Origin of the sequence: Nonomuraea zeae, assembly GCF_005889725.1 — a bacterium.
In the GTDB taxonomy this organism is placed as follows: Bacteria; Actinomycetota; Actinomycetes; order Streptosporangiales; family Streptosporangiaceae; genus Nonomuraea; species Nonomuraea zeae.
In genome coordinates this window covers 1-14,835 of the sequence record NZ_VCKX01000292.1, presented here as the reverse complement: position 1 = coordinate 14,835, position 14,835 = coordinate 1, and the positions used below count along the sequence as shown (strand labels likewise).

Below are 14,835 nucleotides of genomic sequence, written 5' to 3'. Positions count from 1 at the left end.
CCGGCCTGGGTGAGGTCGACACCGGTCAGTTCCTTGGTGGCCGGGTCGTATTCGACGACCGAGCTGGTGAGCACGCCGACGACCTTGCCGCCGCGCAGGAAGATCCGGCCGAAGGACGCTCCGTCGTGCGGAAGGCCCCCGTGGGCCGTGGCGGACTTCTCCATCTAGTGAGCCGGTTTTGAGATTCGGTCGCAGTAGCGGCAGATGCGGTCGAGGATCTGGTCGGCGGTCTTGGTCCATCGGAACGGCTTGGCGTTGTCGTTCCAGGTCTTGATCCATTGCTCCAGTGCGGTCTTCAGGGCGTCCAGGGAGCAGAAGTTGCCGCGCTCCAGGCAGCGGCGCTCCAGCTCGGCGAACCAGCGTTCGACCTGGTTGATCCAGGAGGAGTAGGTCGGGGTGAAGTGCAGCACGAAGCGTGGGTGGGCCAGTAGCCAGGCGTGCGCCACCGGCGCCTTGTGGGTGGACAGGTTGTCGCAGATGAGGTGGACCGCCAGGCCGGGTTCGACCTGGCGGTCGATCTCGTCCAGGAAGTCGCGGAAGTCGACGGCGCGGTGGCGGGCCGACAGCTTGCCGATCACTGTGCCGGTGGCGGTGTTGAGTGCGGCGAACAGGTCGACGGTGCCGTGCCGGATGTAGTCGAAGCTGCGCCGCTCGGGCACGCCGGGCAGCATGGGCAGCACCGGCGCGGTCCGTTGCAGGGCTTGGATCTGAGGTTTCTCATCGACGGCGAACACCGCGGCGTGGGCCGGTGGGGCCAGATACAGTCCGACCACGTCGCGAATCTTGTCGATCAGCAGCGGATCAGTGGAGATCTTGAAGTCCTCGGTGCGCCAGGGCTGCAGCCCGAACGCCCGCCAGATGTTGCCCACGCTGGTCGATGAGATGCCCACCTAGCGGGCCAGTTCCCGCTTGGACCAGTGCGTGGACCCGGCCGGCGCCTCCTCCAGAGTGCGCACCACCACCTCTTCCACCTGAGCGTCGGTGATGGTGCGCGGCACACCCGGCCGCGGCTCATCGCTCAGCCCGTCCAGCCGATGGGCCAGAAAGCGACTGCGCCAGCGAGCCACCGTCTTGCGGTCCAGCCGCAGCCGGGCCGAGGGTGTTCCAGGAGGCTTCCACCTTTGCGCGCCTGGCTGTCCGTCAGCGGGCGGCTGTAGCGCTTGACCTGGTAGATGTCGTAGCCGTCGCGGTTCTCCACGCGTACGTCGACGCCGGCTGCGTGAAGACGCCCGCCAGGGCCGGCCCCTCGACTCCGACCGGGCGGTGGTCGTTCGAAACCGGCATCAACCAGCTGAAAACCCATCTAAGCGGGCCGGGCCGGGATTCTGCGATCCCGCACTCCCGACCTGGCACGCCAGGAGATCTAGGCCTACCTCCTCACCCACCAGGCCCTGGCCACCCTGATCTGCATGGCGGCCACCACCGCAGGAGTCGACCCCGACCGGATCAAGTTCCTGGCCACCCTGCGCATGGTTGGCTGCTCGGTCGCCGACCGGACGCCCCCTGCACCCCTCGACACCCTCTGGACGCGCACCATCCACCGGGCCGATCCCGCAATCGCAACCCCTCCCTCCGACGCCGAGCTATCCCCGAGCCGTCAAACGCACCCGACGAAGCAGCTACAGAGAACGCCGCCCCTCCGACAAGGGCATCTGGCACGCAGGACCGCCCACCGTCGCACTCCTGCCCCGGCAGCCTCGAACCAGAGCATGATCCTTAACTAAACGGCATTGGCTACAGAACCCGAGGCCGCATCCGCGTGCCGGCGTCCACGCTCGTGGCGCTGCTCGGCCTGATGACGCTCCGTGCGCCGCAACCCGCGCATCGTCACATGCTCATCGGTGTCCATCTCGGGATCCGTTCTCGACGAGAAGCTCGTCGCGGCACTGCTGCGCCACAAGCACACCGTCCTCGGCGCCCAGCGCGCCCACCTGTCGACTGCGCTCGGTGAGGTGGCCCGCTGGCAGGAGCAGGAACGACATCGCCTGGACTGGATTCGGCCCTCCCGGTGACCCGTTAATCAAGGCCGTCGAGTCCGAGTGGAGGGTCCGGGCGGCACGACAGTCTCCCGGAGTTTCTCACCGCTCTGGAGGGGCCGCAGTGCTGGACGTCCGCGCCTGGCCATGCCCGTGCGAGAGGGGTCTCGGCCTGCTACGCGACCGGCCGGGGACACGGTCATCCCCCTGCCCATTGGCCGCGGCGCCTGGCAACGTGGCTCGGGCGAGGCGATCACCGGCGCGCCGCGCCACATGAGCCGACTGTTCGCCGGCCGTGTGGCCAGTACCGGTCCAGTGCCAAGCGATGCCATTGAACGTCATGACAACCTGTCCCTTCTGGGTAGCTGACCTCCGGAGGGAAAGCAATCGCTCAATGCGCCGTCGGGGCCGCGATGACGTCCCTGCCGTCAATGACTGAACAGGGCATCGAGTTCGCCGAAGTCCAGGGAGCCGTCCAGCGCCGTGAACCCACCCGTGCCGAGGAGCTCCTCGGCTGCTCTGCCGACCGCGGCGTAGGCGGCTTGGGCCAGTCCGGTGCCCAGGCTGATCCTGCGCGCTCCGGATTGCGCGAGCTCGCTGACGCTGGGTCCACCGGCGATGGCCATCACGTTCACCGGCAGTGGCGACGCGACACAAAGAGCGTTCAGCACGTCCAAATCCAAAAGCCCGGGAACGAAGATGCCATCGGCTCCCGCCTCGGCGTATGCCGCCGCGCGCGCCAGCACCTCGCCCAGACGGTCCTCGGGCGCACCGACCGCGAACAGGAAGACGTCGGTACGCGCGTTGACGAACAGTTCGGGAAGTCCCGCCTCCGCCGCGGCATTCCTGGCTGCGATCAACCTGGCGCTCTGCTCGACCACGTCGAACAACGGACCGCCGACGGCCGTGGAGTCCTCCAGGTTGACGCCGACGGCGCCTGCCTCGATCACCGCCCGCACGGTCGCGGCAACATCCGCCCGGGCAGGCCCGTACCCGCCCTCTATGTCGACCGTCACCGGCAGGTCGACGGAGTCCACGATGCGTCCAGCGGCCTCGACCATCTCGCCCCGGCTGAGTCGTTGCCCGTCCCCGTAGCCCAGCGACCAAGCCACGCCGCCGCTGGTCGTGGCGATGGCTGTGGCGCCTGCAGCGGCGATCACAGCCGCACTCGCGGCGTCCCATGCGTTGGGCAGCACCAGCACGGACTCGGTGCTCAGCGTACGGAACAAGCGAGCCTTCTTCTCGATTGCCGCCTCAGAGGAGATAGAGGTGTCAACAGACATATGCATGACCGCCTTCGCGTCGTTCTGCTTCTCGGCCCTGCATCGCGGGCGCTCGCTCCCGGGATGCTGTCCGGCGTGGCCAGGAGCGTCCACTCATTAAGCTCAAACCGAATCGTGGAAGCAGTGGAGGCGGCATGAAGGCGCGACTGGCCTTTTCCGTGCACGATCTGGCGGAGACCCGCTTCGCGGTCTCGCCCATGTGGGAGGTCGTCACCAGCTTCAGAGCGCTGGCCGCGGCCATGACGCCGGATCCGCACCGCGGCTGGGCCGAGCAGGTACGCCCACGGCTCGCCGCGGCGGGTCTCGATCACGGCTGGCTGGCCGACATGATCCCACCCGCCGGCCACCTCCCCGACTTCCTCAACCCGGCACCGGCGACTCCGTCTCCTGGCCTTCCCGAGGAGTTGACCGCCATCGCGGCCACCAGCCCCGAGCAGGTACGGCAGGACCTCGACTGGCTGGCCGCCGAGCGCAATGACCGGTTGTCCGCCCGGTTGCAAAGTCTTCGCCGGGCACCGTGGACCCACCTGCCTCGGATCGTCGCAGAGATCGAGGTCTACTGGCGGCTCGCGATAGCACCGTACTGGGACCGGATCCGCTCGGTGCTGGAGGCGGACATCTTCCATCGAGGCCGCCAGGTCGCCGAGCATGGCACGTCCCAGGCGCTGGACGGATTGCACCACACAGCGCGCTGGGAGTCAGGCAGTCTCCACCTGGAAGATCGGCACTGTGCCGTCACCAGGATCGAGACCAGTGCCGGGCTATTGCTGGTCCCGTCGGCGTTCGCCTGGCCACGGGTGCTGACCCGGTCCGGTGTCTCGGAACCGCCTCAGCTCGCCTACCCGGCGCGCGGGATCGGGACGTTGTGGGAGCGCCGTACATACGAGCACCTGGAAGCCCTCGCCGCAGTGATCGGCCGATCCCGGGCATTGATGCTGTCCGAACTGGAAACACCCGTCTCGACCACCGAACTCGCCGTCCGGTCGGGCCTGTCAGCGGCGGGCGTGTCCCAGCATCTCACCGCCCTGCGGGCCGCCGGCCTGGTCACCAGCCACCGAGCGGGGCGCTCTGTCCTCTATGCCCGGACGGGCCTGGCCGACGCACTCCTCACCGCGCAAACGTGAGGGTGGCCTTGCCCGCCAAGGTGAGTGGCGGCGCGCCACGCAGCACCATGCGTCTGCTCGCTGACGAGTTGCCGCCGGTCGCCGCGATCGAGCCGGGTGCCGGTGTTGCCCCGGGCCTTTCCGCCCCTGCGAGCCTTTCATCCGTCATTTCACGCTCAACAGCAGGGAAATGGAGCCAGAGGCATCACGGTGGCGTTGTCCTCCCATCTCATTCTGGCCATCTCATGGCCCGTACAGGCCGACGAGGAGGACAGGACGATCGCACAAAAGACGACTTGTATCGATAATCCTTTGCACCAGTGGCATCACGGCCCTTAGCCTTCAGCCGAAAAGGAGGGTGAAGATCTCATGCCTGTGCGTAAGGGCCGATACCGTTGGAGAACCCATCTCCGCGCATGGTCACCGTGGTTCCTCGTCGATCTCGGAGTCGCCGGCAAGGGGCGTCGCGATTGCGGCGATCATGAGTGGTACAACCATGATGGTCAAGTTGAGCTCTGCTACCACTGCAAGGTTGGTGAGCGCTCGCGTAACCCCGGTGGGTGACGGCGAGGAAGGCGCCGGCAACCCCCGACGACCTACGTTGAGCGCGATGAGGGCCACGCCATGCAGCGAAGGGTCCTGCCGCAGTAGCTGGCCTCCGGCTCCGCCATGACATGCTGCCGGCGACCTGGGCGGCAGTCGTCTTCCCAGTCCGAATCGCTCTGACGTTCGCTCCCATCCGAGACGGTGAGATCCCGTCCCTCTCCGCCGGCTTGGCGGTCTGATCGCGGCTGCTCGCCGGCGTGAGAAATGGCTCGCCCGCGAATCGGAAGCATTCAGCGAACCGTGGGGAGCCACGATGAGACCTTTATCCTGAGTAGCGGCCTTCTTCCACGAACTGCAGGACGAGGATCGCCTGCACGAATGCGGTCGCGCGATGTGGGCAACAGCGCAGCCTGGTCAGCACCGTTTGGGCACTTCAAGGTCGCAATGGCAGGTTCACCGATGGGCCGGATACGGGCATGAGCGCGGTTGACGTCCCGCTGCCCGCGCGACAACCAAGGACGATGGCGCTGGCGCTTGAACGGCGTGCGGATCGTGCCGCCCGCGCCTTGATAGCCCTTGTCGGCGAGGCGGTCGGTGGGGATGAGGGTGCCATCCAGGATGGTGTAGGCCAGCCGGGATGCACGCTCGCCGGCGGCGTGCACATCGTCGGCCAGGACAGCCAGGAGCTCGACGGCTTCGCCGATGTAGCGCCAGGCCGTGGTGGTGCCGATGGCGAAGCCGCCGGCCAGACGCGCGTAGGTGCCGCCATTACCCAGGTGACCAGCAGGGCTTGCCGGGCCCGGGCTCACTTCCGCCACCGGGAGCGGCGTTCGGCACGCCGGGTGCGGAAGAGTCCGGCCAGGCGAATCAACGCGTGGTCGGACAGTGGTATCGAGGCGACATGCCCTGCGTTTTCCGGACACCGGAATACGATGTCGGCCGGGGTGGTGACGCTGCGGCGGATCAGCAGCGTGTGGGCGTAGCCGGGTGCAGGGTCTTGGCCGTCGAGGTGAACGCGGGTGGCACACCAGTCGTACAGACGCCTTTGCTGCCCTCGCCGCAGGAACGGCGTTCCCACAGCGCGGGGCCGGCCTGGGCGAGGAGGCGGTCCAGGACGTGCCCGGCGGGTTCGCTCGCACCGCGCACGGCGACCAGCGGCAAGTCGATGGAGACGGCCAGGACATAGGCAATCGCGCGCTGGTGGCAGAAGACGGCGCAGGTGCGGGTCGCGGCCGTAGCCGGACTCGGCGCACAGGTACTGGAACGGAGTACCGGCCGCTAACTCCTCTTGCAGCATGGTGATGACCAGGTCCGGCTTGGTGGCGAAGGCGATCTGTTCGGGGATGTGCGCGCGGGAACGACGGTCGGGGTCGCCGGTCCAGGGTTCGGGCAGGTACAGGCGGCGGTTGATGAAGGCGTGCCCGGCCGGGGAGGCGTAGGTGAGCATGGGCATGACCTGGCAGTTTTCGACGTAGCCGGTGCGGCCGCAGTACTGGTGAGCGACGCCGGCGGGACTTGTCACCGCGTCTGATGGCGGCGGTGTCGTCGGCGATCAGGACCGCGTCGGGGTAGGCGAGGTGGTCGACGACGTACCGGCGGACCTCATCACGGAGCCGGTCGAGGTCCCATTTGGCGCGGGCGAGCAGGTGCTCGAAGCGGTTGGCGGTGGATGGCCGATGTGGTCGGACATCTGCCAGGAGTTCTTGCGGGGCACGTCGCTGAGCAGCGCGCGGACCAGGTCACCAAAGACGGCGCGTGGTTCGGGCCGGGTGAACAGCGGGCAGGCGAGGCGGTCGGTCAGGGCCTGCCAAATCGCAAGATCTACAAAGGCCGTACCGAGGACTCCAATTTCTGGGGATATTCGCTCCACGCTGATGCCAAGTTCGGAACTGTAGCCCGATCGGCGAGTAGGTCGTGGAACCTGCGGGGTGTCCCAAGATCGCCCCATGAATCACGTGCCTGCAGGCGAGATCCCTTGATCGTGGTCCTGCGCTCGCGGTGACGGTGTTGGCCCCTGATGACGCCCTGCAGGCGTTCAAGTCCTCGCCTGCCTCTCGAGTTGCGGAAACAGCAACAGAGGTTGCCCCGATCGCCGTCAAAACCACAGCATGGGGCGCGGAGGTGATCGCCATGATCAAGGCGACGAACAACCTGAACGGCAGCGTACCGCGCGCCGCCCTCGACACCGATCTGCTGGACGAGGACGCCGGCCGCTCCGTAGAACAGCGCCGCACTGCCGCCGCCACCGTACGGGGTGATGGCCGGTGAGCCTCGAAACGGCACAGCAGCAGGTGTCGGCCTCGCGCGGACGGCTCCCTCTTGGTGTCTACCTGCTCGCCTTCAGTCTGTTCGCGATGGGCAGCGCTGAGTTCTTGCTCGCCGGGGTGCTCCCTGCCGTCGCCGACGACCTCCAGATCACTTTGTCCTCCGCCGGGGCGCTGATCTCAGCCTTCGCCATCGGCGTCGTCATTGGCGGACCTCCCTTCGCCATCATGACGCTGCGCTGGCCGCGACGGACTACGCTGGTCACAACCCAAGCTCTCTTCGCCGCTTCGGTGGCGATCGGCCTTCTGACCGACAGTTACGCGGTGCTGCTGGTCACCCGGTTCATCTGCGGCCTCGCCTATGCCGGGTACTGGGCGGTTGCGGCGGTCGCCGCGATCAGCCTCGTCACACCAGATCGCACCGCGCGCGCGTCCGGAGTGGTCGTCAGCGGCCTCAGTCTGGCGATGATCGCTGGTGGCCCGGCAGGCGCGTTGCTCAGCTACTTCACCGGATGGCGGGGCGGATTCTGGGGCGTGGTCGTTCTGACGGCCGCCGGTGCGCTCTTGATCCTTCTGGCGATGCCCAGGACGAGCGCGGCCACGGAGCCCAGCGTACGGCGGGAGCTGCGCACCATGAGGCGACCACAACTGTGGGTCGTCTACGCCGCCACCATCCTGAGCACGGCCGCCTACATGATCTCGTTCAATTACCTCGCACCGGTCCTGACCGATATCACCGGCATTCCCGGCCTCTGGGTCCCGGCGATCCTCGCGCTGTTCGGAGTCGGTGCCTTCATCGGTCTGTCCATCGGAGGCAGGATCTCCGACAGGCGGCCCGCTCTCGCGCTCATGATCGGGGCGGTCGGGATCATGGCCTGTTCCGTCCTGCTTGCTCTCCTCGCTCCGCACGCGATCGCGGTCATCCCCCTTGTTCTGTTCCTGGGGATCGCTGGATTCGTGCTGAACCCAGCCATCTACGGACGAGTGTTCACCATCGCATCAGGGGCGCCGACACTTGCCGGCGCCACCACCGTCTCCGCCTTCCAGCTCGGCATCAGCCTCGTGCCTGCGTTCGCCGGGGCCGCCCTCAGCACCGGCGCCGGCATCACGTCCGTCACCTGGATCGGGGCCGCTCTGGCCGCGGCCATCGTGCCGACGATCCTGCTCGATCAGGCCATCTCACGTCGCCGGCCGCACAAGAGCCCATCGTCAGGGTGACCCATGATGAGCGGCATGGGCACGACGCTTCACTATCGGCTACTGAACCGAGCCGAAGCCCTCCGGCCTCTCAAGCAGCGAAAATCGCGCGCCCCCGGCTATTTCGCGGCCAGCCCGCTTTCCTGCGCGACGATGGCGGCCTGGACCCTAGAGCGCAGCTGCAGCTTCGACAGCACCTTCGACACGTGGGTCTTCACGGTGGTCTCGCTGATGAAGAGCTCGGCCGCGATCTGCGCATTGGACAGGCCCTTGCCGAGGCAGACGAACACTTCACGCTCTCGATCGGTGAGCTCGTCCAGGCTCACCGCGGGCTTGGCCGCAGGCGGCTTCTGCATGGCGAAGGCGCCGATCAGCTTGCGGGTGACCTGAGGGTCGAGCACACCTTCTCCTGCGGCGACCAGATGCACCGCCTCCACCAGGCGGCCGGCCTCTACCGTCTTGAGCAGGAACCCTGCGGCGCCCGCGCGCAGCGCCGCGTAGACGTACTCGTCGAGGTCGAACGTGGTGAGCACGAGCACCTGACACAGTTGCTCCGCGACCAGCGTGCGGGTGGCGGTAATACCGTCCATCCCGGGCATCCGCAGGTCCATCAGCACCACGTCCGGCCGCAGCGCCCTTGCCTGGCGGATGGCGGACGCGCCGTCGGCGACCTCGCCCACCACGTCGATGCCGGGTGCGTTGTCCAGGAGCAGCACCAGGCCGGCGCGTATCGCGGCATGGTCGTCGGCTATCAGAACCTTGACTGTCATGACCTCGCCTGCATGATGGGCAGGACCGCGCGTACCAGCCAGCCCGCCTCCGACGGGCCGGCGGCGAGGGAACCCCCGACTGCGTTCGCGCGCTCCCGCATGTTGAGCAACCCGATACCGGTGCCGTTGCCGCTCGCCGACGCGGCCGGCAGATCGTTGACCACCTCGACGGTGAGCGAGCCGTCGAGGAGCCGGATCTCCACCCGTGCCCGCGCCTGCGGCGCGTGCTTCGTCGCGTTGGTCAGTGCCTCTTGAGCGATCCGGTACGCCGTGAGGTTGACCGCCGCCGGCAGGGTCACCGACTCGTCGATATCCGAATGCACCTCAATGTCCATCCCAGTCGCTCGCGCCGATTCCACCAGAGCCGACAGTTCGGAGAGTCCCGCCGGGGCGAGAGTCTCGTCCTTGCCGCTCCCGTCGGCACGCAGCAGTCTGATCATCGCCCGCATCTCCTCCAGTGCGTGCACGCTGTTCTCCCGTACCGACGTCAGCACCGACCGGGAGGCCTGCGGGGAGGCGTTGCCGAGCGACAGGACGGCTTCGGACTGGATGGCAATCGCGGAAAGATGCCCGGCGATCACATCGTGCAGGTCGCGTGCCATCTTCGCGCGTTCCGCGGCGACCGCGGCCCGCTGACCCAGCTCGCTGATCCTCCTCAACTGCGACGCGCTCGTGCGCTCGGCGCTGGCGATCTCCTTGTGCTGCCGGAGATTCGTCGCCCACCACATGGGGATGACGAGGAACGGCAACACCGCCAGCCCGGTCACGACGGCCGTCCGGACGTTCGGCGTGAGCACCATCATGACCCCGACCGACGCGATCGTGATAGCCGAGGTGATCGGGACCATGTCCCGGCTGAGCTGCCGTGGGCCGTACAAGGTCGCCGCGTAGAGCAGGTCGGCGAACACGATCAGCACCGCCATGCTCGCGCCGAAAACGCTGTCGGCGGCCAGCAGCGCGAACCCGATGGTGAGCGCCGTGACGGGTGCTCGACGCCGGAACAACTCCACGATGCAGATGCACCCGAACAGGACTGGATGCAGCCATGGCGGCGGTGCGAGGCTGGCCTCGAACAGCGGAGACCAGCCGATCATCAGGAGGAGAACGCCGATCGCGACCGAGCTTGCGGTGATGGCCAGATCCTGCTGCCAATCCGGCAGGTTCCGCAACCGGATGGTCGTGAGCGTGGTGCGAGGGAGCACATGTACATCCCAGCACAGCCGTGCCTGCAGGCACATCATACGAAGTGATGAGGCGCACTCGTCCGACTCGCCGATAGGCGCCGTCAGTCCGGCGCGATCATACTCACATAAGGCACTGAGTACATTTCGGCAGAATGGCGGCAGCGTGCAGGAGAACTATGCCAGCCGGGCCGGTGGCGGCCACCGGTTTTGAAGCGGGGGTCGCCGGACACCGAACGCCAAGGGCGCACCGTCGAGGGGACTGGCGAACAGGAGAAGAGAATGAGCGAGCATAACGAAAAGCGCGGCACGAAGAACGACCGCAAATGGGCGCCTTGGTACATCTACGTGGTGCTCATCATCGGCGGTAACTATATCAAACAGAGTTTTCTCGAGGACGCGCCGGTGGTCATCAACGTAATCGCGACCGTGATCGTCGCAGCCGCCATCTTCATCCTCATCACTGCGGTTTACCGGAGCATCTTCACAGGCCGGCGACGGTAGCCCTGACGACCGCCCGGCGTCTGGGGCCGTCCTGTTCACCAAGGATGTACGGTCACCGGCCGCGACCCTGTGACCAGCGGGCCCTGCCCCCGGTTTGTGGCGCCCGGTGACAGGGGAGATCCTGTAGGCATGAGCTATACGGTCCGGACGCCGGCGCGCTGTGCAGGGCGCGGAGAGCGGTGCTGTATGAGGGCGCCGTATGAGTGAGCATGATGTGTTCCTCGCCGACTGCCCCGCCCGCACCACGCTGGACTTGGTTGCTGACACCTGGTCGGTCGTCGTCGTGTTCGGGCTGGGAGGCGGTCCGCAGCGCTATAGCGACCTTCGCGACCGCATCGGCGGGATCAGCAAGAAGATGCTGACCCAGACACTGCGCAAGCTCGAGCGCAACGACCTCGTCGAGCGGCGAGCCTTGGCCACCGCACCTCCAGGCGTGGAGTATCGGCTGACCTCGCTTGGGCAGAGCCTGCTCGGGCCGGTTTCGGCGCTCGCCCGGTGGGCCGAAGAGCACGCCGAGGAACTTGCCGACGACGACCGCGCCTGACCCCGTGTAGGGAACCAAATGGTGCCCTACGTTCGCCTAGCGTTGCCGGCATGAGAATCGGAGTTCTTGGTGCCGGGACGATGGCAGACGCGCTCGGCACCCGGTGGGCGGCCGCCGGCCATGAGTTGATGGTCGCCGGCCGGACAGAGGGTAAGGCGCAGGCGCTGGCTCGCAAGTGGGGCGGTCGCGCAGGCAGTTTCAGGGAGGTGGCCGAGTTCGGCGACATCGCCCTGATCGCGGTCCTTTACCAGGGGATGTCGGCCACGCTGGCCGAGATAGGCGACGCGCTGCACGGCAAGCCGATCGTCGACTGCAACAACGCGGTCGAGATCGAGAGGTTCACGCTGGTCACAGAGCCCGGCCGGTCGATGGCGCAGGACATCGAGCGGGCAACTGGGGGACACGTCGTCAAGGCGTTCAACCTTTGCCATGCGCGCGTATGGGAGATGGAGCCGCCCCTGTTCGACAGCCGCCGTCTGGTCGTTCCGTACTGCGGTGACGACTCGGCCGCACGAGACATGACGCGGCAATTGATCGCCGACATCGGCGGTGAGCCGCTGTTGGTCGGCGACCTTCAGCACGCCCTCCATCTTGAGGCGATGGCCGCGATCGTGATCTCGCTGCTGTTCGGCGGACGTGATCCGCACACGGTCTTCAATCTCGTCGACCACGCCCCCGTCAGCACGAACGTGTAGCCGAATGCCCGGTCCGCGCCGCTGGGAGCACAGTCCCGGTGCGACGCGATGCAGATCTCGGATCCCATTCGGAAACCGTTCCTCCGGCCGATGTATGTCGGCGTCGCCGCGACCAGCCTGGAATGCATGATCAAAACGATGGTCGGAACGGCAGTCCTCGGGATGCTGCTCTCCTTGGCCGTTCCGGCGGCCGGCACCACCGCACCTCCGGAAGCCGTCGCCTGGACTCCATGCCCGGAAGATCCCGCAGTCGAATGTGGCACCGTTTCGGTGCCCATCGACTGGACGGAACGCGACGGAGATGCCGTCCAGGTGGCGCTGGCTCGCCGCAAGGCCACCCGCCCGGAGGACCGTATCGGGTCTCTGGTGATCAACCCCGGCGGACCGGGCGGCTCCGGGGTGGATGCCGTCCTGTCTGGTGGACAGTTCAGTACGGAGCTGACCAGCCGGTTCGACATCGTCGGTTTCGATCCGCGCGGCGTGGGCCGCAGCCACCCTGTCGTCTGCTCAAGTGAGCTGCTGTCCGCGGTGCCCTCGTCGCTGGGCAGCCAAGCCAACTTCGACCGGTGGCTCGATTACAACCGGCGGCCTCCTCAAACACCACCTCCCTGGGCGCGGCCCCTGGCACTCGTCGGATCTCCGGGCGAGCCGGTCTCAGTTGGCCCGCGCTCCCAGACGTCGTGGAGCTGCGAAGGGCCACAACCCCTACGCCTGCCTCAAGGCTCCATCGACATAGGTGGGACCGGGTGTGCCTCACAGCGTGTTGGGTTGGGGTGTGGTGGTGGTGAGGAGTTTCTCGACGAGGGTGCGTGCGTGTTTGGCGGGGCCTTGGGGGCCGAGGGATTGGCCTGAGGCGTGCAGGCCTTCGAAGACGAGGGTGAGGTGGTCGGCGAGTTCGGTGGGGTTGTCGGCTGTGAGTTGGTGGGTGAGTTGGCTGATGGTGTCGCGGAACCAGGATTTGGCGGTGACGGCGTTGCGGTGGGCGGGCAGGTCGGGGTCGGGGAATTCGGCCAGGGCCATGAGCATGGGGCAGCCGCGGTATTGCGTGGAGCTGACTTGCTGCAAGACGAGGTCGAAGATGGCCAGGATTTGGTCGTGTGGGTGGGGTGCGGCGTTGTGGATGGTGGTGGTGACTTGGTGGCGGAAGTCGTGATGGGTGTTTTCGACGTAGGCGCCGACGAGTCCGTCTTTTGAGGTGAACAGGCGGTACAGGGTGGTGGGGGCGACGTCGGCTTCGGTGGCGACGAGGTCGACGCCGGTGGCGCGGATGCCTTTTCGGTAGAACAGGTCGCCGGCGATGCGCAGCACGTGGGATCTGGTTTTGGCGGCGGTTCGGTGCACGGCGTCCCTTCCCGATTGCGATGTTAGGGTTCGTTCCCTATAGTCTAGCCGAAAGGGAACGATCCCTAACACCGGCGGGCGCCGCCCCCCCCTCCCCCTCCTGCCCACAGGCCCACCGGCAGGCAACTTGCAGGCAGGCAGGCAGGCGGGCAGGCAGGCAGGCGGGCAGGTCCGCGGGCGGACAAGACACACAGCCAGCGCCCCCCAACCGCGGCAACCACGCGTGATACGACAAGAAAGGAGCCCACATGACCAGCCGCCAAACGGCGCGCGGCCAGGGCAACACCGCCCTGGCCCTAGCGAGCCTGTTCCTCGGGACATTCGTCCTGGGCAGCGCCGAACTACTCCCCGTCGGCCTGCTCAACGTGATCGCCGCCGACCTGAAAGTGTCCATCCCAGCGGCCGGCGCCCTGGTAACCGCCTACGCCCTCGGCGTGGCCATCGGCGGCCCCCTGCTGACCGCCGCGACGATCAAACTGAACAAACGAACCGTCCTGGCCGCAGCACTACTGCTGTGCATCGCCAGCAACCTCGCCCCCGTACTGATCGCCGACTACACCCTGTTCATCACCGCCCGCGCCGTCACCGGCGCACTCGGCGGCCTGTTCGTCGCCGTCGCCTTCATCGCCGCCACCTCCATCGTCCCCCCCGAACGAATGGGCCGAGCCATCTCCGCCGTCTTCGGCGGCTTCGCCGTCTCCGGCGCCCTCGGCGTCCCCCTCGGCACCCTGATCGGCCAAAACCTGGGCTGGCGCGGCTCCTTCACCGCCGTCATCGCCCTGGCCGTCATCGCCCTGCTCGCCACCCTCACCCTCATCCCCTCCGTACCCAGCACCGGCACCGGCGCCGCCAACCAAGCCAAATACGCCTTCGCCCCCCGCGTCCTGGCCCTACTCGCCCTGCAAGCCCTCGCCTTCGCCTCCCTGTATGCCGCCCTGACCTACATCGTGCCCTTCCTGCAAACCATCACCGGCATCTCCGGCCCCCTCATCAGCGCCTTCCTGCTGGCCTACGGCGCCGCCAGCGCCGCCGGCTCCATCGCCGGCGGCCGCTTCGCCGACAACAACGCCGCCCGCACCCTGACCCTCGCCTCCACCGCCGTCGCCCTCAGCCTGCTGGCCCTCTACTTCGTCGGCACCATCGCCCTCCTGGTCATCCTCGCCCTCCTGGCCTGGGGCCTGTTCGCCATGGGCATGGTCCCCTCCCTGCAATACCGCGTCGTCACCCTGGCCGGCCCCGGCGGCGCACTAGCCTCCTCCCTGCCCGCCTCAGCCGCCAACCTCGGCATCGCCGCCGGCTCCCTCGCCGGCGGCGCCGCCATCAGCACCTACACCGCCACCGCCCCCGTCCTCACCGCCCTCATCATCGCCGCCATCACCATCCCCGTCGCCTGGGCCACCAGCTACCTCAAACCCCCCACCACCCCAACCA

At 67.5% G+C, this 14,835-nt stretch carries 12 protein-coding genes and 3 pseudogenes; 8 read left to right on the top strand and 7 right to left on the bottom strand.

What is annotated here, in order from left to right; genetic code table 11:
* Positions 1-164 precede the first annotated feature (164 nt).
* A pseudogene (locus ETD85_RS50670) lies at positions 165-1,262 on the bottom strand (IS630 family transposase); the annotation flags it as partial.
* 579 nt (positions 1,263-1,841) lie between these two features.
* Here ETD85_RS50670 and ETD85_RS63890 point away from each other — a divergent pair.
* Positions 1,842-2,012, top strand: coding sequence for a hypothetical protein (locus ETD85_RS63890; RefSeq protein ID WP_170247288.1), 171 nt, complete (start codon positions 1,842-1,844; stop codon positions 2,010-2,012).
* Positions 2,013-2,404: 392 nt separating this feature from the next.
* On the opposite strand, the gene ETD85_RS50665 is transcribed toward ETD85_RS63890, so the two are convergent.
* On the bottom strand, positions 2,405-3,259 hold the full coding sequence (locus ETD85_RS50665; protein ID WP_138697025.1) for an isocitrate lyase/PEP mutase family protein: 855 nt from the start codon (positions 3,257-3,259) through the stop codon (positions 2,405-2,407).
* A 134-nt stretch (positions 3,260-3,393) separates the two neighbouring features.
* On the opposite strand from ETD85_RS50665, the gene ETD85_RS50660 reads away from it, so the two are divergent.
* On the top strand, positions 3,394-4,383 hold the full coding sequence (locus ETD85_RS50660) for an ArsR/SmtB family transcription factor (protein ID WP_138697024.1): 990 nt from the start codon (positions 3,394-3,396) through the stop codon (positions 4,381-4,383).
* An 847-nt stretch (positions 4,384-5,230) separates the two neighbouring features.
* On the opposite strand, the pseudogene ETD85_RS50655 reads toward ETD85_RS50660, so the two are convergent.
* Positions 5,231-5,842 (bottom strand): annotated as a pseudogene (locus ETD85_RS50655) (transposase family protein).
* Between the two features lie 150 nt (positions 5,843-5,992).
* Positions 5,993-6,430: pseudogene (locus ETD85_RS50650) on the bottom strand (transposase); the annotation flags it as partial.
* A 476-nt stretch (positions 6,431-6,906) separates the two neighbouring features.
* Here ETD85_RS50650 and ETD85_RS50640 point away from each other — a divergent pair.
* Together ETD85_RS50640 and ETD85_RS50635 are read left to right on the top strand one after the other, a co-directional pair.
* Entirely contained in the window at positions 6,907-7,176 is a 270-nt protein-coding gene (locus ETD85_RS50640; protein ID WP_138697023.1) for a hypothetical protein, read from the top strand.
* Positions 7,173-8,390 (top strand): Cmx/CmrA family chloramphenicol efflux MFS transporter, encoded by a 1,218-nt coding sequence (locus ETD85_RS50635; protein WP_138697022.1) that lies wholly within the window; start codon positions 7,173-7,175, stop codon positions 8,388-8,390. Before ETD85_RS50640 ends, ETD85_RS50635 begins: the two co-directional genes overlap by 4 nt.
* Before the next feature lie 98 nt (positions 8,391-8,488).
* Here ETD85_RS50635 and ETD85_RS50630 read toward each other — a convergent pair whose 3' ends face one another.
* On the bottom strand, positions 8,489-9,139 hold the full coding sequence (locus tag ETD85_RS50630; RefSeq protein WP_138697021.1) for a response regulator: 651 nt from the start codon (positions 9,137-9,139) through the stop codon (positions 8,489-8,491).
* Positions 9,136-10,341: a sensor histidine kinase gene (locus ETD85_RS50625; protein ID WP_206059388.1), complete on the bottom strand. Its 1,206-nt coding sequence runs from the start codon at positions 10,339-10,341 to the stop codon at positions 9,136-9,138. The genes ETD85_RS50630 and ETD85_RS50625 overlap by 4 nt, the downstream gene beginning before the upstream one ends.
* A gap of 261 nt (positions 10,342-10,602) precedes the next feature.
* Here ETD85_RS50625 and ETD85_RS50620 point away from each other — a divergent pair, with 261 nt between their 5' ends.
* The 3 genes from ETD85_RS50620 to ETD85_RS50610 all read left to right on the top strand — a co-directional run bounded on the left by ETD85_RS50620 (position 10,603) and on the right by ETD85_RS50610 (position 12,063).
* Entirely contained in the window at positions 10,603-10,824 is a 222-nt protein-coding gene (locus ETD85_RS50620) for a hypothetical protein (RefSeq protein WP_138697020.1), read from the top strand.
* Positions 10,825-11,023: 199 nt separating this feature from the next.
* Positions 11,024-11,368: a winged helix-turn-helix transcriptional regulator gene (locus ETD85_RS50615; RefSeq protein WP_138697019.1), complete on the top strand. Its 345-nt coding sequence runs from the start codon at positions 11,024-11,026 to the stop codon at positions 11,366-11,368.
* 50 nt (positions 11,369-11,418) lie between these two features.
* A complete protein-coding gene (locus tag ETD85_RS50610) occupies positions 11,419-12,063 on the top strand; it encodes an NADPH-dependent F420 reductase (protein ID WP_138697018.1) in 645 nt (214 codons plus the stop codon).
* A gap of 753 nt (positions 12,064-12,816) precedes the next feature.
* Here the strand turns inward: ETD85_RS50610 and ETD85_RS50600 are convergent.
* Positions 12,817-13,371, bottom strand: coding sequence for a TetR/AcrR family transcriptional regulator (locus ETD85_RS50600; protein ID WP_206059386.1), 555 nt, complete (start codon positions 13,369-13,371; stop codon positions 12,817-12,819).
* Positions 13,372-13,652: 281 nt separating this feature from the next.
* On the opposite strand from ETD85_RS50600, the gene ETD85_RS50595 reads away from it, so the two are divergent.
* Positions 13,653-14,835, top strand: a 1,183-nt coding sequence (locus tag ETD85_RS50595; RefSeq protein WP_138697016.1) for an MFS transporter, incomplete at its 3' end; no start/stop codon positions are given.